At 59.6% G+C, this 24,364-nt stretch carries 22 protein-coding genes and 1 pseudogene; 12 read left to right on the top strand and 11 right to left on the bottom strand.

Annotation, left to right across the window (positions count from 1 at the left end):
• Window positions 1–52 precede the first annotated feature (52 nt).
• Window positions 53–826, bottom strand: coding sequence for a DeoR/GlpR family DNA-binding transcription regulator (locus AC1DE4_RS24330; RefSeq protein WP_192303576.1), 774 nt, complete (start codon window positions 824–826; stop codon window positions 53–55).
• A gap of 519 nt (window positions 827–1,345) precedes the next feature.
• On the opposite strand from AC1DE4_RS24330, the gene AC1DE4_RS24325 reads away from it, so the two are divergent.
• The 6 genes from AC1DE4_RS24325 (at window position 1,346) to AC1DE4_RS24300 (ending at window position 7,583) form a co-directional block, all read left to right on the top strand.
• The gene (locus tag AC1DE4_RS24325; RefSeq protein WP_051420069.1) at window positions 1,346–2,125 is read left to right on the top strand and encodes a glycosyltransferase family 25 protein; all 780 of its coding nucleotides are present in this window, start codon (window positions 1,346–1,348) and stop codon (window positions 2,123–2,125) included.
• Entirely contained in the window at window positions 2,122–3,489 is a 1,368-nt protein-coding gene (locus AC1DE4_RS24320; protein WP_477883476.1) for an O-antigen ligase family protein, read from the top strand. The genes AC1DE4_RS24325 and AC1DE4_RS24320 overlap by 4 nt, the downstream gene beginning before the upstream one ends.
• A gap of 6 nt (window positions 3,490–3,495) precedes the next feature.
• Window positions 3,496–5,421 (top strand): polysaccharide biosynthesis protein, encoded by a 1,926-nt coding sequence (locus tag AC1DE4_RS24315; protein ID WP_477883475.1) that lies wholly within the window; start codon window positions 3,496–3,498, stop codon window positions 5,419–5,421.
• A gap of 43 nt (window positions 5,422–5,464) precedes the next feature.
• Entirely contained in the window at window positions 5,465–6,376 is a 912-nt protein-coding gene (locus AC1DE4_RS24310; protein WP_477883473.1) for an NAD-dependent epimerase/dehydratase family protein, read from the top strand.
• 43 nt (window positions 6,377–6,419) lie between these two features.
• Window positions 6,420–6,998, top strand: coding sequence for a sugar transferase (locus tag AC1DE4_RS24305; RefSeq protein WP_025660590.1), 579 nt, complete (start codon window positions 6,420–6,422; stop codon window positions 6,996–6,998).
• 147 nt (window positions 6,999–7,145) lie between these two features.
• Window positions 7,146–7,583 (top strand): GFA family protein, encoded by a 438-nt coding sequence (locus AC1DE4_RS24300; RefSeq protein ID WP_477883471.1) that lies wholly within the window; start codon window positions 7,146–7,148, stop codon window positions 7,581–7,583.
• A 23-nt stretch (window positions 7,584–7,606) separates the two neighbouring features.
• On the opposite strand, the gene AC1DE4_RS24295 is transcribed toward AC1DE4_RS24300, so the two are convergent.
• Together AC1DE4_RS24295 and AC1DE4_RS24290 are read right to left on the bottom strand one after the other, a co-directional pair.
• Window positions 7,607–8,665 (bottom strand): adenylate/guanylate cyclase domain-containing protein, encoded by a 1,059-nt coding sequence (locus tag AC1DE4_RS24295; RefSeq protein WP_477883469.1) that lies wholly within the window; start codon window positions 8,663–8,665, stop codon window positions 7,607–7,609.
• An 81-nt stretch (window positions 8,666–8,746) separates the two neighbouring features.
• Window positions 8,747–9,196 (bottom strand): SRPBCC family protein, encoded by a 450-nt coding sequence (locus tag AC1DE4_RS24290; protein ID WP_018858135.1) that lies wholly within the window; start codon window positions 9,194–9,196, stop codon window positions 8,747–8,749.
• Window positions 9,197–9,567: 371 nt separating this feature from the next.
• On the opposite strand from AC1DE4_RS24290, the gene AC1DE4_RS24285 reads away from it, so the two are divergent.
• Window positions 9,568–10,698 carry a calcium:cation antiporter gene (locus AC1DE4_RS24285; RefSeq protein WP_477883466.1) on the top strand — a complete coding sequence of 377 codons (1,131 nt, stop codon included), beginning with the start codon at window positions 9,568–9,570 and terminating at the stop codon, window positions 10,696–10,698.
• A 132-nt stretch (window positions 10,699–10,830) separates the two neighbouring features.
• Here the strand turns inward: AC1DE4_RS24285 and AC1DE4_RS24280 are convergent, their stop codons facing one another.
• The 4 genes from AC1DE4_RS24280 to AC1DE4_RS24265 form a co-directional block, all read right to left on the bottom strand.
• The gene (locus AC1DE4_RS24280; protein WP_025660586.1) at window positions 10,831–11,190 is read right to left on the bottom strand and encodes an SPW repeat protein; all 360 of its coding nucleotides are present in this window, start codon (window positions 11,188–11,190) and stop codon (window positions 10,831–10,833) included.
• Window positions 11,191–11,431: 241 nt separating this feature from the next.
• A complete protein-coding gene (locus AC1DE4_RS24275; protein WP_477883464.1) occupies window positions 11,432–13,228 on the bottom strand; it encodes an alpha/beta fold hydrolase in 1,797 nt (598 codons plus the stop codon).
• 147 nt (window positions 13,229–13,375) lie between these two features.
• Window positions 13,376–14,794: a lipopolysaccharide biosynthesis protein gene (locus AC1DE4_RS24270; protein ID WP_477883462.1), complete on the bottom strand. Its 1,419-nt coding sequence runs from the start codon at window positions 14,792–14,794 to the stop codon at window positions 13,376–13,378.
• Window positions 14,791–15,873, bottom strand: a complete 1,083-nt coding sequence (locus AC1DE4_RS24265; RefSeq protein ID WP_025660583.1) for an endo-1,4-beta-xylanase — start codon at window positions 15,871–15,873, stop codon at window positions 14,791–14,793. The genes AC1DE4_RS24270 and AC1DE4_RS24265 overlap by 4 nt, the downstream gene beginning before the upstream one ends.
• A gap of 203 nt (window positions 15,874–16,076) precedes the next feature.
• Here AC1DE4_RS24265 and AC1DE4_RS24260 point away from each other — a divergent pair, with 203 nt between their 5' ends.
• From AC1DE4_RS24260 to AC1DE4_RS24250, 3 genes are all read left to right on the top strand, one after another.
• On the top strand, window positions 16,077–17,570 hold the full coding sequence (locus AC1DE4_RS24260; RefSeq protein ID WP_025660582.1) for a GumC family protein: 1,494 nt from the start codon (window positions 16,077–16,079) through the stop codon (window positions 17,568–17,570).
• Window positions 17,563–18,951 carry an O-antigen ligase family protein gene (locus tag AC1DE4_RS24255; RefSeq protein ID WP_025660581.1) on the top strand — a complete coding sequence of 463 codons (1,389 nt, stop codon included), beginning with the start codon at window positions 17,563–17,565 and terminating at the stop codon, window positions 18,949–18,951. The genes AC1DE4_RS24260 and AC1DE4_RS24255 overlap by 8 nt, the downstream gene beginning before the upstream one ends.
• A 97-nt stretch (window positions 18,952–19,048) precedes the next feature.
• Window positions 19,049–19,981, top strand: coding sequence for a glycosyltransferase family 2 protein (locus tag AC1DE4_RS24250; protein ID WP_025660580.1), 933 nt, complete (start codon window positions 19,049–19,051; stop codon window positions 19,979–19,981).
• Window positions 19,982–19,987: 6 nt separating this feature from the next.
• Here the strand turns inward: AC1DE4_RS24250 and AC1DE4_RS24245 are convergent, their stop codons facing one another.
• Window positions 19,988–20,848, bottom strand: coding sequence for a DUF6492 family protein (locus AC1DE4_RS24245; RefSeq protein ID WP_025660579.1), 861 nt, complete (start codon window positions 20,846–20,848; stop codon window positions 19,988–19,990).
• A 14-nt stretch (window positions 20,849–20,862) separates the two neighbouring features.
• The gene (locus AC1DE4_RS24240; RefSeq protein WP_477883459.1) at window positions 20,863–21,642 is read right to left on the bottom strand and encodes a WecB/TagA/CpsF family glycosyltransferase; all 780 of its coding nucleotides are present in this window, start codon (window positions 21,640–21,642) and stop codon (window positions 20,863–20,865) included.
• 282 nt (window positions 21,643–21,924) lie between these two features.
• On the opposite strand from AC1DE4_RS24240, the gene AC1DE4_RS24235 reads away from it, so the two are divergent.
• Window positions 21,925–23,004: a glycosyltransferase gene (locus AC1DE4_RS24235; protein WP_477883457.1), complete on the top strand. Its 1,080-nt coding sequence runs from the start codon at window positions 21,925–21,927 to the stop codon at window positions 23,002–23,004.
• Between the two features lie 111 nt (window positions 23,005–23,115).
• Window positions 23,116–23,328 (top strand): hypothetical protein, encoded by a 213-nt coding sequence (locus tag AC1DE4_RS24230; RefSeq protein ID WP_018858147.1) that lies wholly within the window; start codon window positions 23,116–23,118, stop codon window positions 23,326–23,328.
• Window positions 23,329–23,455: 127 nt separating this feature from the next.
• Here the strand turns inward: AC1DE4_RS24230 and kduD are convergent, their stop codons facing one another.
• Window positions 23,456–24,208 (bottom strand): 2-dehydro-3-deoxy-D-gluconate 5-dehydrogenase KduD, encoded by a 753-nt coding sequence (kduD, locus tag AC1DE4_RS24225; RefSeq protein WP_477883455.1) that lies wholly within the window; start codon window positions 24,206–24,208, stop codon window positions 23,456–23,458.
• 7 nt (window positions 24,209–24,215) lie between these two features.
• Window positions 24,216–24,364, bottom strand: a pseudogene (locus AC1DE4_RS24220) (cupin domain-containing protein); the annotation flags it as partial.

Below are 24,364 nucleotides of genomic sequence, written 5' to 3'. Positions count from 1 at the left end.
GGGCAAACGCTAGCGTAGGACCTGGATGAAATGAACCCCAAATTACCACTGTCTATGTATCCGCTGATCCGGTCTCGATCAACTTCACGCTGTTTTCCTGACAGAGGCGGCGGATCGACGGCGCAATGCACCGATCGGTGATGAACGTATGCACCTGGGGAAGTTGCGCGATGCGGACGGGCGCAGTCCGCTCGAATTTTGTTGAATCGGCCACGAGGATGACATGCCGCGCATTTGCAATGATTGCCTGCGCGACTTTCACTTCGCGAAAGTCATAGTCAAGCAGTGCGCCATCCTCGTCGATCGCAGACGCGCCGATAACCGCATAGTCCACCTTGAACTGCCTGATGAAATCGACGGCTGCCTCCCCCACAATACCGCCATCGGAGCCACGCACCACGCCGCCAGCGATGACGACCTCGATCGTCGGGAACAGTCGCAGTCTGTTGGCAACGTTGATGTTGTTGGTGATGACCATCAGTTCGTGATGGTTCGTCAACGCATCCCCGACCGCCTCGGTTGTCGTGCCGATATTGATGAAAAGCGAGGCGTTATTGGGAATGAGACCGGCTGCTGCAACGCCGATTGCTTGTTTCTCCGTGGCCGCGATCTGGCGTCTCGCCTCGTATTTCACGTTCTCGGTACCACTCGGGAAGGTCGCTCCACCATGAACACGCGTCAAGATCTGTGCATCGCAGAGGTCGTTCAGATCCTTGCGGATCGTCTGCGGCGTGACGGAGAAATGGGCAGCCAGATCCTCGACGAAAACGCGGCCGTTCGATTTGGCCATTCCGACTATTTCCGTTTGGCGATCGCTCAGGAACATGAGCCCTGTCTCTTTCACTTGCGTTTCGTTTTGCAGCCTGAGAAGGCTTAGCAGAGGCACAAGCGCACGCAAGGGGCGATCCGGCAGCAACAGGAAGTCTATGCAGGGAGTTTCGATTTCGATCGGGACTTTTCGCATCTGCCGCCTCTTTCGACAGCCAGCCAACCAACGCATTGGGGTTAAGGCAAAGCTCGGGAACGGGACAGCTATCGTCGAAAACTGATGCACTGGTCGAACATTTGGCTTGCAAAGACCGGCCATGTTGAAGATAGGAGGCCCCAGCGCTGGATTTTGTGTGGTTCACCACAGCCGGACGTGATTTGTCGCGTTGGCCTCGGTCACGCAGCATGATCACCGTCGCAATTGTGGATGCACACGTAGAAGGTGTTGTAGATAAGGATCGACGGAAATACTATCCATTAAAGCCGGCCAAGGCGGCCGATTGCTTGTGGCATCCGCAGCGTCTTCGAGGCGGGAGCGACGCAGAGCCAGGGAAGTGCCACAAATGACGCGGATCAGATGCTGAAACTGAACACATTGACGGGAATGGGGCGTTTGCAAGGTTTGACCGGCGCGTATGTGATCAATCTGGACAGTTCGTCAAGGCGATGGGCGGACGTTTCGTCGCAAGCAACTCTTGCTGGCATGGAGATCAACAGAGTCCCCGGCGTCGATGGAAGGGTGATCCCGTCGACGCAAAGATCCGGGTTCAATGAGAAGGCGTTCCTGCGCCGGAATGGCCGGGCGATGCTGCCTGGCGAATATGGCTGCTATCGCGCTCATATCAGAGCCCTGGAAGCCTTTCTTTCCAGCGACTACGAAAACGCCATCATCATGGAAGATGACGTCGAATTACGTCATGATTTTACCAATAGAGCAGAGGCAATCTTGCGAGCAGTGCCTTCCGCCGAGGTAGTAAAGTTGCTTAATCACAGATCAAGGTGGTGCCGAACAGTGGCTGTTTCTGAGTATGGAGACGCGGTCGGGCGCTGTCTGCACGGTCCGCAGGGGTCTGCGGCTTGCTACCTGGTCACGCGTGAAGGGGCCCGCAAGCTGCTTAAAAGCGCCGATAATATCGAATTCCCCTATGATATGACACTCGAGCGGGGGTGGAAGACCGGCGTCAGCATTTACACGGTTCGACAAAATATCGTCGAGTTGTCCGAGCGCTCGGCTATGAGCCAGATTGCCGATCGGGCTCAATACCGCGCCGTAAAACTGCGAGGCGCCCGCAAGCTCGCGACGCATTTTCTTCGCGTGATCGAGTATGCACGCCGAATCCGGTACGCACTATCATGACGGCACCCATATTTCGCAAATTGGTGAAGTCGTCAGCCCTCGATGTCACCACCGGCATCTTATGGCTGGCCATGATGTCCGTGACGTTGATAGAAAGCGATGCCTATCGATATGCTGCCATCCTCATCATGGGTTTGACCTTCACGCTTCGCAGGGCCCCTTTCCGCCCGGTATTGAGTGACTGGCTTGCGATCGTCTGCATTGCCTGGGGCGTCTTCGCCTTGTCGAGATTCCTCTTCGGCCTGATTTCAGCCGGTGAGAAAGGCGCGTCGGAATGGCTCTACGCTTTCGCGATCTTCTTTCCCGCGATGGGCGTGGCACTGCAGACGAGCTGGCATCTCATAAAGCCAATCTTGCTGGCCTTCTTCTGCGGTGCGCTCGTCCTTCTTGCTGTCTCGACGCCGTTTTCAGCGATCATGGCGGGCGAGTACATATCTCCCGCTTTCCATCATAATTCCATTCACGGCGCCGTCGGGTGCGGCTTCATCTTCATCGGAGCCTTCTACTGGGCGGTGCATCAGTGGGAGATTGGCAGTTCCGCACGGGCAAAGGCAATTGTGCTGGCGATCGCCGTGGCTGTTATCGGCTTGGCGATTTTCAATATTTATGGCGCCAAGTCCAAGGGTGTCTGGCTGGCGCTGCTGCCTGCCGTTGGTCTGATGGCTGTCACCACACTCCTCTACCTCAGGAAAAAGACCGTGCTGGTCGCCGCGATCGGTGGGCTCCTGCTTCTGTCGTGGGGCATCTACGAGGTTCGTGACAACGTCGCGCATTACGGGGCCGCGACGCTCAATGCCACTGTGATGATCGCGGAGCGATTGGATGGCGGCGCGCCGCTTGAGCGCGTGATGAAGGAGGCAATCGAATCACCGCAGACCCCGATGTCGATGGATGAGCGGTTGCAGCTTTGGACCAACGCGCTGAATGTCATAGCCGTTTCGCCGATTTTCGGCAGCGGAAACGGCTGGCTTACGATCTGGCGGACGACACCCTATGCCAGCGTTCCATACACGTTGTTGCATGATGGCTATCTGGAGATTCTGGTTCGATATGGGATCGTTGGCCTCGCAATATTGGCGCTGATCGTTGTCTCAGGCATCTATCGTGTCTATCGTGCTTCATCGGAAGGCGTGATCAGCAGGAGTGCCTTTGCCTGCTACCTGACGTTCGCGGTTTACTTTGGCTTCACGATCCTGAGCAATTCGAACAACCGGCTTGCGATCGGCGAGTCCTACTCCTTGCTGTTTGCTGCCACATGTTTTGCCTGTTCGATGAGGCTGCGTTCGCGCTTGGGTCAGCGAAGTGGCGTTGCTTCCGATATCACCGGCCCGTCCGACGCAATCCCCGCGCGCCTGCAGGGATAGGATAAGATGCGGGCGCTTTCCGACAGGTACGTTCAAAACATTCTCGATCTGCCGAGGCCCGCCAAGCGGGTATTGGCGCTGCTGGTCGATTCATGCCTCTGCATCCTGACCATCTGGCTCGCCTTCTGCTTTCGATTGAACGAATGGGTGGCGCTGACCGGAATTCAGCTCCTGACCATTCCCGTTTCGCTGATAATTGCACTGCCGATCTTCATCACGATGGGCCTATATCGGGCTATCTTCCGCTTCCTTGGCTGGTCGGCCTTCGTTACCGTTCTGAAGGCGGTGACCATTTATGGCCTTGCCTTCATGGCCGTGTTTACGGCGATCAGCTTCCCAGGAGTGCCTCGCACGGTGGGGATCATGCAGCCCTTGCTGCTGCTGCTCGCGATCGGCCTTTCTCGCTTTACGGCGCGGTACTTCCTGCATGAAGCCTACAAGCGGATCCTCCGTCAGAGCACGCAGACAAACATGCTCGTCTACGGTGCCGGCTTCCGTGGCCGGCAGGTTGCGGGCGCCTTGAGCAGCAGTGCCGACTTGAAGGTTGTCGGCTATCTCGACGACGACAGGAACCTCCATGGCAGTCTCATTGGCGGCGTGGCGGTCTACGATCCTGAAAAGATCGTTGAATTGAGCACACGGCTGAACGTGCGCACGATCCTTCTGGCACTTCCCAAGATCGACCGGTCGCGTCGCAACGAAATTCTGGAGAAGCTCAGGGGCGCGCGCGTTGCGGTTCGCACGATCCCCGATCTGAACGCCCTGGCCGGCGGTCAGGCAGAATTCACCGATCTGCAGGAACTGGATATCGAGGACCTTTTGGGCCGCACCCCGGTAGCGCCCGACCAGACACTGCTGGAGCGGAACATAAGAGGGCGAGTGGTGCTCGTCACGGGCGCGGCCGGCTCGATCGGCAGCGAGCTTTGCCGCGGACTGGCTCGATTGAAGCCAGCTCTCTTATTGATTCTCGACCAGAATGAATACGGGCTCTACGCCCTGGAGAACGAACTTCTCGGCAGCAACCCGGATAGCGGGCTTCAGATCGTTCCCCTGCTTGCCAGCGTTTGCGACGAACATCGCATCCAGAAGATCATGGAGACCTGGCGGCCGAACATGGTCTATCACGCTGCCGCCTACAAGCATGTGCCGCTGGTCGAGAAAAATCCGGTCGAAGGCGTCAAAACGAACGTTTTTGGCACGGTGACGGTTGCCCGGGCAGCGATCGATGCCGGCGCCGAAAGGTTCATACTGATCAGCACGGACAAGGCTGTCAGGCCGACCAATATCATGGGCGCCACCAAGCGGCTCGCGGAAATGGCGCTTCAAGGGTTGGCGGCCGAAGGCGCCTCGACGGTTCTCACCATGGTGCGGTTCGGCAATGTCCTCGGATCCTCCGGTTCTGTCGTTCCGCTGTTTCGCCAGCAAATTCGCCAGGGCGGCCCGATCACTTTGACGCATCCCGAGATCACGCGCTTCTTCATGACGGTGCCTGAGGCGACCGAACTCGTGATCCAGGCCGGCTCCATGGCCAAGGGAGGCGATGTCTTCGTCCTCGACATGGGCGAGCCGGTCAAGATCATCGATCTCGCTCGGCGCATGGTCGAACTTTCCGGCCTTGTCGTCCAAGATGAACGAAATCCGTCCGGCGACATCAGCATCGTTACGACCGGCCTGCGGCCGGGAGAGAAGCTTTACGAAGAGCTGTTGATTGGTGACAATCCCGAGCCGACGGAACATGCCAAGATCATGCGCGCACGGGAGCGGTTCATGGCATTGGAGATGCTGATGCCGAAACTCCAGCAATTGAGTTCCGCCGCAGACGACGGAGATGTCGAGGCACTGCGAGGCATTCTGAGCGAGCTTGTGCAGGACTTTCACCCGTTCGACGGAGTGGTCGATCTAGTGTCTGTTCGGCAGGGTGCCTCCAGTTGATCGGGATATCGCTTGCCATTCTGCAATCGGCTCGGAGCTGAGAATGCTACTCGTTACCGGCGCGACAGGTTTTGTCGGTCAGGATCTTCAGCAGGCACTCCGTCTCCGCAACCTCGCCTACAGGACGGCCAGCCGCTCTCCCCGAGCAGGGTCTGTTGCCGTCGGGAAGATCGATGCTGAGACGGATTGGAAAGCCGCCCTGAGCGGCGTCGATGTCGTCATCCATCTGGCGGCGGCAAACCAGAATGTCATCGATGGGTCGGACTCGGGGCCAGGTTCCTTCCGTAGAGTGAACGCCGAGGGAACCATCAACCTTGCTGAACAGGCTGTCGCCGCAGGGGTCAAACGGTTCGTGTTCATCAGCACGATCAAGGTGAACGGGGAACGATCGGCCGCCGGGCGTGCATTCACGTCGAATGATCCAGCTGCTCCGACGACAGAATATGCCGTCTCAAAGCTCGAAGCGGAACAAGCCCTGATGGCGCTTTCGAAGACAACCGGGATGGAGATCGTCATTATCCGCCCGCCGCTGGTCTATGGACGTGGCGCTGAAGGAAGCTTCCGAGCGCTCAAACGGCTCGTTCGGAGCGGCATTCCTTTGCCCCTGGCTTCGATCGACAATCGAAGATCCATGATATACGTCGAAAATCTCACCGATCTGATCGTGACCGCCGCATCTCATCCCGCTGCCGCTGGCCAAATATTCCTGGCGGGCGACGGCGAAGCAGTCTCGACGCCAGAATTGATGAGGCAGCTGGCGACCGCGATGGGGTGTTCGGCGCGATTGCTTCCGTGCCCTCCCGGCGTTCTCAACTTCCTCGGCCGGGCAACCGGCAAGGCAGAGCTGGTGAACCGTCTCACCGACTGGTTGGAAGTGGACATTTCGCATACGCGCGCGCTATTGGACTGGACGCCGCCTTTTGATATGCGAACCGCACTGAAGCGCTCGTGCTGAAACGTTTGGTGTGAATTTTTGAGACAGGAACACGAATATCCCGATGGTCAACAGCTTTAACAGGTCTTTGAAGCGACTGTTTGATATCTGCGCTGCGTGCCTCGGACTTATTGTTCTCTCTCCGGTTCTGCTCCTCCTTGTGGTCCTCGTGCGCAGATCGTCGCCTGGCGGCGCGTTGTTTCTTCAGGAGCGCGTTGGCCGAAGTGAGGTACCGTTTGTGTGCATCAAGTTCCGGACGATGGCAGCGGGCTCTCCGAACGTCGGCTCTCATGATGCGGCTTCCTCCTGGATCACACCGCTCGGCAGAAAGCTGCGCGCTTACAAGCTCGACGAACTGCCTCAATTGATCAACGTCCTGCGCGGTGAAATGAGCTTCGTCGGTCCTCGCCCATGCCTCCCATCGCAGCATGACGTCATCGCCGCACGACGTAAACTCAACGTGTTTTCCGTGAGGCCCGGCATAACCGGACTGGCCCAGCTTCAGGGAATTGACATGTCGACGCCTGAGGCTCTCGCGCAAGCCGATGCCCGCTACATTCAAAAGGCTGGTTTCTGGCAGGACATCGTGCTCGTGCTCAGTACGCTGGCAGGACGAGGGTCGGGGGACGCGGCCGCAAAATAGGCCGGGACGATCCTGAATCCACGGCTCCATTTGACAACCTCGACGCGCCCGGCAACGATCGCTGCCGCCCAACTGGCGACGTCGCACCTGTCGTACCCGCCCCATCTGCGTTAGAAGATATGAGGCAATCGTCGGGGGAGAGTTTTCATGATCACGGGGGAAGCGCAGCAGACCGCCGTCAAAATAACCCGCGGCTCCTGTCATTGCGGAGCGGTTCACTGGGAGTTTCGCGGCACGATTCCCGATGCGACGATCTGCAACTGCACGGTTTGCCGGCGCTACGGCGTCCTCTGGGCCTATGAATATGATGGCCAAGGAATTCGTGTCGAAGACACGACCGACGCACTCACCGCATATATCCGCGGCTCACAAAGCCTTTCCTTCAAGTTCTGCCGCCGCTGCGGCAATCTCGTCAGTTGGCGTGGATTGAGGCCAGGCGACAACGGGCAGACAAGAATCGCCGTCAACCTTCGTCTCGCCGAGCCCGCTGACGTCGCCGACATACCCCTGCTACGGTTTGATGGCCTCTACAGTTTCGAGGATCTGCCGTCGGACGGGCGCACAGTCGCCGATGTCTGGTTCTAATTTAGTGATCGCTCTCCGTGACCTCAGTCGCCGGGAAGCGTGAAGACGGCACAGGGCTCGGCAATGCCACGCAGCGAATGGTAACCCATGGAAACCAGGGTGGTGGTCGTCTCTGCCGCGACCTCGCCGGAAAGCAGGACGGTACGCCCCAACGGCTTGCATAGGCCTTCAAGCCGGCTGACCAAATTCACTGCGGGGCCGATCGCGGTGAAATCCAGCCGGTCGGCAGCACCTATATTACCCCAGAGGATTTCCCCGAAATGCAGTGCCACACCGAAGGGAAGTGTCGGCAAACCCTGGTCCTGGCGCACGGTATCGAGATGGGCCATGCCAGCGCGGGCCGAAGCAACGGCGCGAAGTGCCGCCTCGCAGGCATTGGCAGGCGTAGTGGTGACGGGGAAGATTGCCAATACCCCATCCCCCATGAACTTCAGCACCTCGCCCCCGAAGGCATGAACCGCGCCGGCAATACGATCAAACCAGGCATCGAGCGTGGCGATCATCACCGCTGGCTCGGTTGCTTCCGAGAGCGCAGTGAAATCTCGCAGATCCGCGCAGAGCAGAGCGGCCGGTATCGTCTCACCGGTGCCGCGAGACAAAGCGCCGGCCAGCACGCGGGCAGCACTTCGTTTGCCAAGATAGGCTTCGAGAAGCGCGGTCAATCCAACCCTTGCAGCTAACGCGGCCAAGGATGGTGCTGCAAAACGTGCCACCTCATGCAGGTCGCCGACCTCCGAAGGCGTGAACGGACGCGTCCCGGCCCATCCCAGAACCGGGCTGTCGGGCGCAAGGCCTACGACGTCCTCCGCCACCGGCCCAAGTCCAGACAACCATTCACGCCCAGCTTGATTGCGTGAAATATCAGTGAAGCTCAAAGCCTCGATTACGGCTCCGGTCTCGGCTCGCCATAACCAGGTGCGGCGGGCGATGATTGGGTGCGGTGCCGCAAGCGTCAGGGCACCGCCTGCCAGCGGCAGACCATCTGTCAGCAGCCGCCGGCCCAATTCGGCCAGGAACCAGTCGGGATCCGGCGATGTGCCGCCTTCATCGATCAACCATGCAAGCGAGTTGGGCAGATCCATGCTTAAATCATGCCATGTCGGTTGAGAGCTGTCACCCGCGGTCCAAGCCACTCAGGCAGTTCCAACCGAGGCGGCGGACCATCATCCAGCCCGACCGGCCCACGGATCCGGACCCGGATCGCGTCCGGCCGCGCACTGCGCCATTCGGCCGAGATAATGCTCCCAGCCCTCGGCATGCCCGGCACACTGCTCGGCATTCGGCAATCCGGTATGTGTCAGCTTCAACAGGGTTCCGTCGGGCTTCTCGATCAGGTCTATCTCCACCAGGCTCGACCCTGGCGGGACTATCTCACTGCCATCCCAGCCAAAGCTGTAGGCGAGCCGATGGACGGGCACGACCTCTCGGAACGAGCCACGCGCGAAGCGAGCGCCGGTAACGTTGACCAGATAGAGCCCGCCGGGCTGAGGTTCGACCTGTGCTTCAGTCCCCATCCAGCGAAGGATCTTTTCGGGATCGGTGAGCAAGGCAAAAACCGCCGAAGGTGGCGCCGCGACGTGGGTCTCGCGATGAACGACAAAGGGCTCCGGCATCAACTCCTCCTTTGATTGGCACAATCCAGGCCGCCGACCGTCTACAAGGCGCCTCTCATGATCCCTCGTGGGGGAAATAGGCAGGAGCGTTTCCCCAGCAAGTAGACCAGCGCGCCATGTCGGGCCGCGCGGCATCAAACTAAGTCTGGAGTTGCATAGCGTTATCTGCATGCCAATGGCATGGCCTGCCAGAACCGAGGAACGTTGGAGACACGACATTCTGGGCTGAGATTGGCCAGCGGTGTCGGCAAGGACTTATTCTGGCGGCACAGTGGCCGCACGATCAGCCAGGCGCCACTTGTGCGATGAGAGTGGACGGACGGGCCGGGTTGTGGCGTATTCATCGAAACGACTTCGAGGGGCCTGCAGGAATGAACCCGGAAGTGGCCGTGCAGCAACGTCACTGGTCGGCGCCGATGCGCCGGGAGTGGATTCTCGCCGTCAGCATTGCGACGAGCGTCATATTCCTGTTCTTTGGTGAGTCTCTCTTCGGGTTGCTCGTCAATCCGATATGGCTGGCAGTCATCTTTGTGTGGTTGTTTTCAGTCGTGCTCGGTTCTGCACTTGCGGTCGTGCGTCATGCCGATCATCTCGCGGAGCGACTGGGCGAGCCGTATGGGACGCTTATTCTGACGCTAGCCATCACGTCGATCGAGGTAATGGCCATTACTGCTGTCATGCGCCACGGCGAAAACAATCCGACGCTGGTGCGCGACACACTCTTTGCCGTGGTGATGATCATCCTCAACGGAATGGTCGGACTGTGCCTTCTGATCGGAGGCTGGCGGCGGCATGAACAGCACCACAACCTCCAGGGAGCCAATGCCTATCTCGGCGTTATCGTGCCCCTGGCAACGCTTAGCATGATCATGCCGAACTTCACGCACCCGACAAACGGTCTGCCGTATTCGACTGTGCAACAAGCGGTTCTCGTCTTCATCTCCGTCGGGCTCTACAGCGTATTTTTGATCCTGCAAACCGGACGGCACCGAGGCTTCTTCATCGAAGACACCGGTGAGGTTTCAGTCGAGCATGTCAGGACCAGGGAAGGACCTTTATGGCTTCCCGTCATCCTGCTGGTTGGCTACATGGCCCTCGTTGTTTTTCTCGTCGAACAATTGGCAGCGCCAATCGATTTCGTTATCGAGACAATTCGTGCTCCGGCGGCACTCGGCGGCGTCGTCATGGCCGTCCTCGTTGCGACACCTGAGGCCATTGGCGCCGTGCGGGCCTCCGTCGCCAATCATCTGCAACGGTCGGTCAACATTTTCCTGGGATCCGTTCTGTCCACAATCGGCTTGACCGTCCCTGCGATGCTGATCGTCAGCCACCTCATTGGCCATCCTGTCGTGCTTGGTCTGGAGCGCACCGAGACCGTGATGCTCGTTCTCACTCTGGCTCTCAGCACCATTACGTTTGCGAGCGGCTACACGCACCTCATGCAGGGCGCCGTGCACCTCGTTCTCTTCGTTGCCTATTTCCTGCTGATATTCGAAGTTTGAGGGCTCCCGGCGACACGATCGCCATCGCCATATGTTCGCGATCAATGCTGGTCGCGAATTAAGACCACACCATCATTTGAGCGGTGGACACGGCTCACCTAGCCCACCGCAGCGACCGGACCGGGCCGCGGTCTATGCGTGGGCGTGCGGATGATGAACATCCCAGACGGCCCACAGCGATACGGCCGCAACGAGCAAGCCAAGCACGACAACCGTCCACATCGCGTTCGCATTGGCCGTGAAACCGAGCAGCCAGGGCGACGCAATCAGCCAGAGGCCGAATACGAGATTTGCCCATTCCTCCCATTCGGAAAATACCGACAGCGCTGCCGTTGCCATAGCGGCGAGCATGACGGCAACGATCCAGGCATTCCAGCTCGGCATTGCGTCCGCTGCGAATCCCATGACCCACGGCGAAACAAACAAGCAAACCGCCAGAACCAGGTTAGCCCAATCCTGCCTTTTCCTTCCATCCATCAGTGAGATTGCCATGATGACCTCCCAATATGACGCTTATCAGGTGTCGCGTGAACTTCACGCTTAAGTATATGAATTTATGAGCAGCAGGACCCAAATCAAGATACAGCCAAACAATAGTTGAAGCCCCGTGCTTAAAATCATAATGCACGGCGTTCTGGCACTATTCAGCGTGTCATCCACGAGCCTAAACCAGTCGGTCAGACGGCACCAACTCCGCCAATCCGGTGCCGGACGAGGGAGGCGAATGACTGCACTACGCAACCGCGCTTGCAATGTGCCCTTCGCTGCGGTTGCCAAGTGAAAGAGCTTGTTGCTTTGCCAGCGCAATCATCTTCTCACGTGCCGGCAGCGGCGTCAGATTGTGGTCGGCGTCGGGGAACAGATGCAGTTGAACGTTCGGATAGGCAGAGAGCTTTTCGCCCGCATCGCCAAAATTGATCCGAAACATCTCCTGCCCCTCGTCACCTTCCGTATAGATGATCGAAAGCGGGGTGCCGCGGCTGGCCAGGGCCTGAAAATCGCTATGCACCTGCTTTGTAAGCTGCGTGATCGGCTTGGCGGGCGCGAAGACGAAAGACAGCCTGTTCGCCATCCGGTCCACCAGACGCATGGAGACATTCTTTGTCACCGCGCCGAGGTCCACATCGCCGCTCCAGAGGCGGCGAACCGTTTCGAGATCGAGGGCATTCCTCACATAGGCCTTCAATGTCTTTGGCAGGCCCTTGAAGCGCCAGCGGAAAGCAACCGGATTGACAATCACGCAGGAGTTCCAGCGTCGATCGGCCAGCAAACTTCGAAAGGCGACGTAGGCGCCACTGCAGCGTCCAATCAGTAAGGTCCGGTCGCCCAGACCAAGACTGTCGAGATAATCCCGGGCCATTCCGACATCGGCAATCTGGGCCTCGTCATAGAGGACCTGCTTGCGACGGGCTGCGACCGGCGGGCTGTCCCCGACACCGGCGCTGTCAAAGCGCAAGGACGACACGCCGACTTTTGCCAGCTCACGCGCAAGCGCGACCGAGGAGCGCGCCCACCCGGCCGCATGATCGTAGGCCGTCGTCAGAATAACGGCGGTCACGCCAATCGAACCTTCAGCGGGTTCGCACAAAACCCCGTAGAGCCGTTCATCCTGACCGAAGCGGACGGACGTTTCGCGAATATTCTCCGAACGGACCGATGCGGTCGGCGAAGGCTTTTTCGCCGGAAGCGGGCGGTGATCCTGATATTGCGGCAGCGATTTCAGCCAGTCGATCAACTCATCGACAAGCGCTTCGGGGAGTTCCTGGTCGAGCGGATTGGAAACAAGCGTATCATATCCGGAAAATGGTATCGCCCGCAGCTGGCAGCCAGCCGACGCCAGCCGATCACGAAACGTCGTATCGGCTTCAAAGCCCGGGCGCTCGGCGAGGAAGACATGTGGTACGGCCGTGATTTCGATGCTGTTGAGGTCGACTGCCTTGATGTCATCTGCGACAGCACGGGGCATGCGCAATCCGGCGATCGATCCAGGCGCGCTGTCACGCAGTTCAGGCTTTATGCCAAGACCATCATCGATGAGCCGCGAAAACAACGAGAGCTCGCGTAGATGGGCCCTTCCTTTCAGTACCGGCGCCAGAAGGGCAATCGCTGCAAGTGATGACGCGGAACGCGCCTGCATGAGCGCGAGACTCGCGCCGATACCTTGACCAATGAAGACCAGCTTGCGGGTGCCGGACAGCATCTTGAGTTCTTCAGCCGCCTTGCCGATCACCTCGGCCCACCCCGACAGGCCGCGTTCGGCTGACGTGTCGTCCAGCGAATTCACCGTTCCGGGATAGTCGAAGCGGAGGCTCGCGACACCAATCTCTGCGAAGCGCTCCGCCAGGATGCGATAGAACCTGCGTGTGCACATCTCCTCGAGCCCCCAAGGGCTGAGGAAAAGCACTGCGAGATCGCTCTTTGGCGCATCGTCATCAGCTGCCGTGAACAATCCGGTATGCGACCCGAAGACCGTCGGCTGAGAGGCGGAACGCCCCTTCTCTTCTTGCGAGTTCACATCTGTCTGCGTCACTATTGCCCTCCCGCGCAAGGCGTTCCAATCGAGAGACCGCCGTGCGTATTCCTCACCGATATACTTGACACGTTAAGAATTAGCGGAAGTCGGAATGGCATTGCCTTGCCTTCTATTCGGCGCCAGATCAAAAGAAAGTGATCCCGATCAGGCTGGCCGCGGTCGCCTCGTCAATGCCATTCGGACGCCGGCCAGGTTGAGCGCAAATGCAGCTGCCGCATAGACGACGACACCGGTGACGATCGGCACAGTCAGGTCGAAGACAGCGTTGCCGGTCTGAAGCCTGCCCACGATGAAGGTCGGCACTGCCATCGTTGCGGTTGCGAGACTGACCTTGACGATCGGACGGAGTTCGAGCGGTAAGCGATGGGCGCGATAGGACAGGAAGTAACCGGCAATCACACCACCGATCTCGGAGATCAGCAGCGCCCAAGCCGCACCGACAAGCTGGAAGCGCGGTACGAGGACAACCATGCCAATGATGTTGATCGCCAGAATGATCATGCCCTGCGCGCCCATCAGGCTCGGCTTCTTCGCCAGCTGGAAACTGACATGCACGAACTGATAGGAGATGGAGCGAAACAGCCAGGCAAAGACGAGGATCGGGATGAGGTTGGCAGCCGCGTCGCGAAACTCGGGGCCGAGGATCAGGCTTGCAAAACCGGGCGCCACCAGCGCCAGTCCGACGACCATCGGCATCAGCACTGTGAGGAGCACCTCGGCGGTTTCCATCAGATGCCGGTTGGCAGCCGTATGGCCGTCCTGCGCCAGCAAACGGATCGCCACCGGAATTGTTGCTGATCCGATTGCAACGCCCGGAAACAGGATGATCTGTCGGACGAGATCGGCAGCGGCACCATAGACGCCCGCGGCCGTCTCGCCGATATAGGTTATGATGATCATTCGATCGAGAACCGTGTGCAACACGAAGATGAAGGACGAGGCGGTCATCGGCAGGCCGAAGCGCATCATTGCCTTCATCAGCCCGGTATCGAACGGGTGGCGCGGTCGGCGCCAGATGCTCGGCGCGTAGACCAACAAAGTCACGAGATAGGAGCAGGCGACGCTCACAAGGAGACCCTGCCCGCCCATGCCGAATACCATTACGAGGACGGCAGAGAAGACGACCGTCAGCACCGCCCGCAGGATGACCGACCACATGTAGGCCCCCGTCTGCTGGCGAGACCGGAACACTTCCTGCACGAACTCGAACAACCCGACCATGAAGGCGACGAACACGGCCGGCACGACATAGGTCGACGAATCCTCCGCAAAGAGCCACGTCGCGAGGATGACAAGAGGACTGAGAAGCATCAGTCCCGCATAAGCGAAAAGGGCAGTGGTGCGTACATCCTTCGATCCACCTTCGGAATCGAAGCGCAGCACGGAGAATTTGATCCAGCCGAAAAGCAGGGTCGATATGACACCAGCAACACCCGTACCCACGACATAGATGCCGTATTCGTGCGGGCTAAGCATGCGCGTGAAAAGCACGACCGAAACGAACCCGAAAAGGGCCGAAACGGCGTTCGCAATCATGTATGCCGAGATCTGACGAAACATCATTCGGCTGCACGCGTGAATTCGTCGATGACCTTCATCAGCGCCTTCGGCCGGCACCCGGCATCGAGGGGCAACGGACGGTTGGGCTTGCCGTCGTCGCGCTTGAACCACATCGGCACCCATGTATAGCGATCAGTGATGCCCCAGGTCAGAATGGCGCTTGGGCGCGCCGCCTCGGAAATCGCACCGAGGAAGTCGCGTGCGCGTGCTGCGACGACCTGGTCCCGGTCATATTCAAGGGCGGGCAGCTTGTTGTCGATCACATCGAGTTCGGTCACGAGAACGTCAAGCTGCATTCCCTTCACCGTTTCGACAAATCTCGATAGGCCCTCCTTGTCGATGTCCATGTCGCCAGGGAGGTGTCCCTGGATACCGACGGCGTGGAGCGGCACATCGCGGTCCTTCAGATCACGTAGCAGGTCGAGCAAGGCCTGGCGCCGGTCGCGGCACTGCTGTGTCGGATTTTCAATGTTGTAATCGTTGATGACGAGCTGAGCCGAAGGATCGGCGGCGGCGGCCGTGCGCAGCGCAAGCTCGATGTAGCGCTTGCCGAGCCGCTCCTGCCATATCGAGCCGCGGATCGTCGCACCACTCTCCGGCTGTTCGGCGATTGCCTCGTTGACGACATCCCAGCTCGGAATCCGCCCCCGATAGCGTCCGACGACGGTGGTGATGTGATGGACGAGTTCGCGTTCGGCTTCCGACACGCTCCCGATGCTGTTCGTCCAATCGGGCATCGCGCCATACCAGGCAAGTGTGTGGCCGCGCATCTGCATGCCGTTTTGATCGGCAAAATCGATCAGGCGGTCAGGCTGGTCGAAGACGAACTGATCCTGGCTCGGACGCAGGTCGAACCACTTCAAGCCGCCCTCTCCGACGACAAGCTGGCAGTGATCGACGATGGCCCGCTTGTAGTCGAATTCGGTGTCGAGAAGATCGGTGCGCACGGCCGCACCGTAGGGAATGGGGCCTCTGGCTGGCACCGCCCTGGCAGTCAGATCACCCCGGACAAAAGGGTCGAGCGCGCCTGTGGATGCCAGTCCGGCACCCATTGCGCCGAGAACGAAGTCCCGCCTGCGCATAAATGGATATCCTTGGATTGCGTATAAATGAACCAGAATTCGACCGCGCAAGCGGCAAGGCCTTGAACTTCTGCTTTTTTATTGGAGAGCTGCTTCACGCGCACGCGAAAATTGAAATCGCCATTAATGGATGCTTAAGGAAAATCAGGTCTCTTAACCATAGGTTTGCGCTCCCGCGCCCATGTAAATCAGAACCCGCTGCCATGTATGAAGCCGCATCCCGACATCAGACTCCGGTCATCAGTACGCGTGGCTGGACGACGAGCCGGGAAAAGGATGACGGTGCCGCATCGCCGCGGCCGGTGCTGAAAGTTGCGCCTCCCCCTGCTTCCACCCCTTCCTCAGAAAACTGGCCGTCGGTCTTTCAAGAACTCTTTCAGTTCGACCTGACCCGTATCCTCAACTGGCTGCGCGTGGGTCTCGTCTGGATCTTTGCCTTTGCCATCCTCGGCGCGGTCGCCGGCTATGCGGTCGTTCTTATGGTGAAGCCGCGCTTTACGGCCGGAATCGACCTTCTCGTCGACCCGTCGAATCTCCGGGTTGTTGCTGACGACATCTTCTCCGAGAGCATGCAGCGGGATACGCAGCTGCTTGATGTCGAAAGCAAGCTGCGGGTCCTGACATCGGGTAACGTGCTGAGCCGCGTGATTGGCGAGCTGAAGCTCACCGATGACCCGGAGTTTGTTGCGCCTGAAGCCAAGGACCCGGCCGGTGACGCGCTGCGCACGCTGGCAAAGCGGGTTACGGCCCGTCGTGACGAACGCTCTTTCATCGTCAATATCGCGGTGTGGACGCAGGACGCGGCCAAGTCAGTCACCATCACCAATGCCATCGCGACCGCCTTCCAGGAAGAACTGGCCAAGGCGGAATCGGAAGGGGCCGGCCGGGCTGCGAGCTCGCTGTTTGCTCGCCTCGGTGACCTGAAGGTGGAGGTTGCCAAGGCAGAAGCTGCGGTTGAGACGTTCAAGCGCGAACAGGGATTGCAATCGAGTTCGGGAGAACTCGTCAGCACCCTCATGTCAAATCAGACGAACACGCAGCTGATCGACGCCAAGGCGCGCGTCATTCAGGCGCAGTCGCGTTACAACGAACTCGTGTCCACCAACCCGAAGAACCGCCTGAACGCGTCTGCGCTGCAATCGGAAACGATGACAATGCTGCGCACGCAATATTCGACGCTGCGACAACGCGTGACCTCTCAATCGGCCGTCCTCGGGCCGCGTCATCCCATGATCCTGGCGCTCGAACCACAGCTCAGGGCGCTGGAGGGCCAGATCGACGCGGAGACGGCACGCATCGTGCAAGCCGCGAAAGCCGAACTCGACCAGGCAAGATCGGCACTCGACGCGCTGAATTCCGAGGCAAACCAGATGAAATCCTCGGTCTTCCAGGACACCGCCGCGCAGATTCACCTGCGCGAACTGGAGCGTGAGGCGCGCGCCAAGGCGACTGTCTACGAAGCCTTCATGGCACGAGCAGGAGAAGCCGCCGAACGCCAGCAGATCGACACGACCAACGTGCGGATCGTGTCACCGGCGATCGTACCGACAGCGCGGAGCTTTCCGCCGCGGGGCTATGTGCTGGCTGGCGCCGGCGGCGTTGTCGGCCTCGGACTTGGCCTTGCCATCGCGGTCTTGTCGGGGCTTTGGCGAGACTATCGCCGCTTGAGCGCGATCCAGGCCAAGGCCTATGGCTGACAGCGGCAAGAGTGTTGCTGCGGGCAAAGGCAGTACCTTTGCAGGCTTTCTGTTCCTGGCTGTCTTCGGCTACTTCTGGATCGGATTGAGCCCGTTTCCCGATCCAAACGCCACGAGCCTCTCCACACCTTATGGCAGCACGTCCAACGTTTTCAATCAGTTGATCGTCATCGCCATGTCGGCCGTGGTTTTTGGCACGGTCCTGCAGAATCCCGCGCGCCACTTGCTGCTGCGCCCATATGGCCTGCTGATGGGCCTGCTCGTCTGGCTGCTCTTCACTGGTCTTTTTGCAGGCGACCCCAGCGCAGCCTTCAGGCGCCTCGTTTTCGCAATCCTTGTTTGCCTTTGCGCGAACGCAATGCTCTTCATTCCAAGAAACGGCGAGCAATTTGCAAGGCTCATGTGCCTTGGCCTGACCTTTACGATCGGCCTTTCCTATTTTGGCGTACTTCTCCTGCCGCACCTCGCCATCCATCAAGCGACAGACGCGCTAGAGCAGTCGCTTGCCGGCGACTGGCGCGGTCATTTTGGCCATAAGAACGTTGCTGCAGCCGCGATGGTCTATGCCGTATTCTTCGGCCTCTATGCAAGACGGTCAGGACACGCCCGGCTTGGCCTCTTGATTGCATTGTCAGCAGGGTTCTTCGTGCTTCACGCGGGAGGGAAAACCTCCGCCGCGATGCTTCCGGCAATCCTGTTGCTTGCCTGGATTTTTGAACGCTGGACGAAACTCGGCGTGGTGCTGCTTCTTGGCAGCCTTGTCGGATTGAACCTGATCTTGCTGACCGCGGCGGTCTCGCCTTCCTTCAGCAGCCTGCTTGCTTCCGCTGGCATCGATCCGACCTTTACCGATCGTGGCTCGATCTGGCGGCTTGCACTCTCCGCGATCGCCGAGCGGCCCATCATTGGCTACGGCTTTCAGTCCTTCTGGCAGACCGACGCCTTGTTCAACAGCGGCCAAGCCATGACCACCTGGGCCGTCACTGCCGCCAATTCACACAACGGCTACGTGGAACAGTTGATCAATGGCGGCATCCCGGCGCTCGTGATGACGTTCATCTGGCTGGTGGTCCTTCCTGTCGGCTATGCCCGCCGCGCGCTTGCCGGCAGCAACGACATGGCATTGACGCGCCTGTTCTTGCGGATCTGGCTCTTTTCCCTGTTTCTCGCCTGCCTCGAAAGCCCGTTCTTCGGCAATAGCGGACCGATCTGGTTCACGATGCTGATTGCGGTCTTCGGTTTGAGATTGCAGGCCAATGCCGGGCTTGTCGTCAAGGAGGCTGACGAATTTGGATCGCGCGTTACTCCCGTCCCCGCGCCTCGGATCGACGCAACGGTTCTTAGAAGGCCCGTTAACCTCATACTCAGCCGTCGATTGTAGAGTGGGCGCCAGCCAATTACAGCTTCAGCGCCAATGGCCAGGCCAAGTCGGCTAACGCCGCAAGGCGAACAATCTCTGCGCGATCGAGGTTTGGATGATGCAGGAAAGCAAGGGGTCCGTTGAGGCAGTCGTTTGCATCCCGACGTTTCGTCGACCGGAATGGCTGGCGCGCACCCTGACATCGCTCGCCGAGCAAGTGACCGATTTCGCCTTCGCCGTCGTCGTTGTCGACAACGACGCAGCCAACCCGGCCGGCGCCCACTTTGCCCACAAGTTTCTCACCACGGTCGGCCTGCCCTTCCTGGTCACCACGGAAGAGCGGCAGGGCAATTGCCATGCCATCAACCGTGCGTTCGGCGAGGCAATGGCTGGCTTTCCGGAGGCCGAGTTTCTGCTGATGATCGATGACGATGAAATGGCCATGCCCGGTTGGCTTGCCGCGATCGTTGACACGGCTCGGCGGGAGGGTGCCGACATCGTCGGCGGGCCTGTTGTCCGGCAGTTCGAAGTACCAGTGTCCGACGCAGTCACCCAGCATCTGCTCTTCGGCTCGATAGAAGGCTCGACCCGGGCAATTGATCAGATCCACGGTTCCGGCAACTGCCTGATCCACCGCCGCGTATTTGCAGGTCTTGCTTCGCCGCTTTTCGATGTCCGCTTCAACTTCCTGGGCGGTGGCGACATGGAGTTTTTTACGAGATGCCGCAAGGCCGGCTTCAAGACCTGGTGGTGCGCCGAGGCGGTTATCCGCGAATTCGTACCCGAGGAACGCGTCTCGGCCCGTTTCCTGATGACGCGCTCGCTGCGCACCGGAAGCATCAATTATGTTATCGATCGGATCCACAGCACGTCGGCCATCAGGGTGATTGCAAAAAACGCTCTCAGTCTCGGCGCCGGCTGCCTTCGATCGATGGCACTGTTCCTCAGGACCCGGCGGCTGCTGCCGGCAAGCCATCCGCTGCTCGTGTCACTCGGTCGTACATTGGCAAGCCTCGGCTTCCTGCCAACCCCATATCGGGCCAGCAACTAGGCTCTCTCAGCCAAGAGCCGCCTCGCGGATCACTTCGATCGGTGTGTGCGTATGCGACTGGATCGCGATCGTCGTCTGACCCGGTTTCAAGCCTTCGATGAATGCCGCCAATCCCTCCCTGTCGAGAGCCGGCCCCTCCCAATAGGTCAGGCACGGGCTTTGCGAAACGCGTTCATGTCGTTGCGCGAGCTCGGGATCATTGGCGACCGCGACACCGTAAATGAGATACTCGGAAAAATGCCGGATGCGGGCCAGCGCCTGCCACCACGGAAAACGACTAGCGCCCTCGATACGCTTCACCATGGTCGCCACCGTTCGCCGCTCCCACAGAACCATCTGGCTGATGGAATCGTCGCCTGGCAGCGGCGGTACGCTCAGGCCAAGCAGCCGATGCGCATTTTGCCACCAGCGGACGTGGCTAGGTCGCGTGGGATTGATATCTCCGGCCGCGACGTGGTGAGCGAGCTTCGGCGTCGATGCCATTGCGCTCAGATCCAGTGGGCGGCAGAAGCAATTGTCGGAGTCGATGCACATGACCCGCTCGCTCGGTTGCGCCAGCGTCATTGCGATCTTGCGCATCTGCTGCAGGTGCCAGCCGTAGATCGGCAGGCGCAAATGGGGTGCCCACCAGTAGCGTCGCCCCCGCCATTTCGGCAGGGCCCAAAGGGACGGAAGCAGGCTGGACGAGACGATCACGCGGCGTTTGTCCCCTTCGAAGCCCACGAAGGCGTCCGCATCCTCGTCCCCGATCACGATGTAATGCACGTCGTAGCCCGTCACATACCGGTCGATCGAGTCACAGAGAAGGCGGCAACTGTCGAGGTCGCCACGATAACTCGGTGTGATGAGCGAAATCGAGGAACTCAAGATCGTTGGTCCGATCACCGGCCTGCAGAAAGAGCTCGCAGCGAATGCCGGAGCATCGCGTAGATGGCAACCGGATTGGTGGTCAAATAGCGTGTTGCCAGCCGGCGCGGCTCGAGGAGCATGCGGTATAACCACTCAAGGCCAATCTTCTGCATCCAGCGGGGGGCGCGGCTCTTGCTTCCGGCGAGGAAATCAAACAGGCCGCCGGAGGTTTTGATCAAGCCGACATTGTGCAATCTGTTGATGTTGCGAACGACGAACTGCTGCTCCAGCGGCACGCCGAAGCCGATCCAGAGGATATCCGGAGCCGCCGCATTGATCGCCTCGACAACCGCTTCTTCCTCGGCGCGATCAAAATAACCGTTGCGTCGGCCGGCAAAGCGAAGTCCCGGATAGGCCTTCGACATGTTCTCGACCGCCCGGGCATTCACCTCTTCGCTGGCACCAAGAAAGTAAAAACTGACCCCGACTTCCGCCGCGCGTTCCGCCACGGCATGAACGAGATCGGTCGTGGCGACTCGCTCTGGCAAAGGCTCGGCCGAGGATAGCTTGGAAAAGAGCACGACCGACATTCCATCGGCATGGATCTGGTCGGCCTGACGCGTCAACGAGCGGAAATTGGCATCATGCTCGCAAAGCGCAATGACCTGACCGTTTGCGGAGGTGGAGTAGAAGGGACGCCCGCCGGCCCCCCTGCGCTCGAGCGCCAACTGAATGAAGGCGTCTGCGGATTCTTCCATGCCGGCCCGCACGATCGGCAGGCTTCCGAGCCGGTTCGTCGGCCATTCGTTCATCGAATAACTCAGACGCGCTGGTGCACTGCTATGCCTAGTCATTCACGCACCTTCGAAACGAGCATCGGTCAAGAACGGATCCGACAATTAGCTGTTTCGAAGACCCATCGCTGTAAAACCTCGAGCTATAGTTAACCCTCGCTATACACGTGATGGTGGCAGGCCTTTTTTTTTGCCGACGGCATGTCAAACATTGAACCTGAAATTGTAAGCCGGCTTTTACCAAAAGACGGTATCAACGCAGCGCGGTCACCCGCCGTCCGCCTGTTCAAAAGGTCTGATATGCCGAAACGTCGCTACCTCGCACTCGTCTCCGACGCCGCCCAAACCTGTGGTGTCGAAGAGTTTGCCCGACAGGCGGCTTTGCGACTCGACGGGCGCGCCACTCGGCACGTGCTTGACGGCAATATCGGGAGGCTTAAATCCGCGCTCGACGATGCGGACGCCGCCATCCTCAATTTTCCTGTGGTGGCCTGGAAGAAAAAGCTAGCAGAGCCGGTCGTCGCGGCATTCGTTTCCCGGCTGCAGCGCAAACACCTTGTCGTGGTATTGCACGAATGGCACGCTCTCGACTGGAAGCGTCGCCTGGTGCTGGTTCCGGTGGTGGTGGTCGCAACTCGGATCTTGTTTTCAGCGCCGGAAGTCGCCGCCGAATTTGCCAAGAGCCCTCTGTCCGCCCTGTCGACCAGTCGGCGAGCAGTCATCCCGATCCCGCCAAATCTTGCCTTGCCTACCACACTCCACGACGGCCCGATCGCCCGGAGACTTGACGCACAGCGCAAGGCCCGGCGGCTGATCCTTGGGCAATTCGGTTCGATCTATCCCAAGAAGCAGTCAACGGCACTTCTGGAGACTGCTGCCCGGCTCGTGGCGCTTGGCCACGACGTCGGCGTGGTCTTCGCCGGATCGTTCATCCGCGGCAGCGACAATGTGGAGCAGGAATTTTATGCGCTCGCAGACAAGCTCGGCATTTCAGACCGGGTCGTCGTAACAGGTTATGTTGCCGACGCCGAGGAGCTCTTCGGGATCTTCAGACATGTCGACGTGTTCTGCTATCTTTTCGCTGAAGGGCTGACGGCGCGCCGGGCAAGCGTGCTTGCGGCAAGCTTTTCGGGAAAGCCCGTCGTCGTCAACGCGCCGCGACAGCGAGATGCCCTCGCCCACCATGGCCTGTTCTGCAAGCTGATAGAGGGCGGTGCGATCCGCATGGTCGACACACAGGCCGACGTAAACACCATGGCCGACGCGGTGCTGGAAGCAAGCCAAAGCCATCTGGCATCGATTGACGCGAAGGCAGAAGTCGATGCCTTGTGGGGTGCCGTCATCGACGCGGTTGACGGCGGGAAGGCCACGCATTGGTGACATTGCACCGTCGCAATCGATGCCGAGACTGCGGAACAATGGCTCGCGACAAACGTTCTTCGAATAAGCGACGGGTGCGTCGCGAGGCTCATCGAAAGGACGTGATTCAAGATGGAAATGACGGAGGGCCGTCAGCTTGCGGAGGAATATCTCCGGCTTGGCGGAAAGAGGCGCGTCAAGATCGACGACAATCAGCAAACTGTGCGCGCATGGGAGGCAGACCCGCCCGCCGCTGAGCAGTTTTGGCATGATCGTGTCGAAGCTTTGGAAATGCGTCGCCGAAGGGAAGTCGAATTCTTCCTGCCATCGATCAACTCCCCGTAATTGGGGTGAGGAAGGGTTCTTCATTTCTGACCCGGACATCAGTCCTGGCCAGGCGCTGGGCTTTTGTGCCGCTTATCTACAATTTCCCGATCCTCGGTTCACCCGGCCAAAGACTTGCTTGGCTGGTTCAGCGCGCAAGCCATCCGCCGTCGACAGGCAAGACGACGCCGTGGACATAGTCGGACGCCTTTGATGCCAGGAACACGGCTGCGCCACCGAGTTGCGCGGGATCGCCCCAATGGCCGGCCGGGATGCGGGCAAGGATGCCGGCGTTCCGGACCGGATCCTCGCGAAGCGCGGTAGTGTTGTTGGTCACGAAATAGCCCGGAGCAATGGCATTGACGTTGATGCCCTTGCCCGCCCATTCGCAGGCCAAGAGGCGCGTCAGTCCGGCAAGCCCGCTCTTCGAGGCCGTGTAGGAGGGAATGCGGATGCCGCCCTGGAAGGACAATAGCGAGGCGATATTGATGATCTTGCCCCTGCCACTCGCGAGCATATGCCGGGCGGCAGCCTGCGACAGAAAGAAGACGCTCTTCAGGTTGATGTCCATGACCGCATCCCAATCGGCCTCCGTGAAGTCGATGGCGTCGGCGCGGCGGATGATGCCGGCATTGTTGACCAGGACATCGAGCTTGCCAAAGGTCGCTACCGTTTCGTCGACGATCGCTTTGACCGGCTCGATCGACCCGAGATCGGCCTTGATGGCGTGAAAACCGGCACCGATCTCGCGAACCGCAGCCTCGGTTTCGTCCATCGATGAGCGGCCAACGGCAACGATCGAGGCGCCGGCCGCCGCCAGCGCCACGGCAATTGCCTGACCAAGGCCGGTATTGGCACCGGTGACGACCGCCACCTGCCCGGAAAGATCGAACATGGTCATCTCACGCTCACTTCAGAAACTCGGCGCGATGTGGCGTAAACGTATCGATCAGGCGGCCCTTCTCGAGAGCCTTGACCCCATGCACCAGATCGGGGGGAACGATGAAGCTGCCTCCCTGGTGCAGGATTTCCGCGTCCTGCCGTCGATCGTCACCTC

The organism is Rhizobium sp. 10N414, from assembly GCF_056394785.1.
The sequence above is the reverse complement of the archived record's forward strand: the minus strand, read 5'-3'. Positions and strand labels throughout refer to the sequence as shown.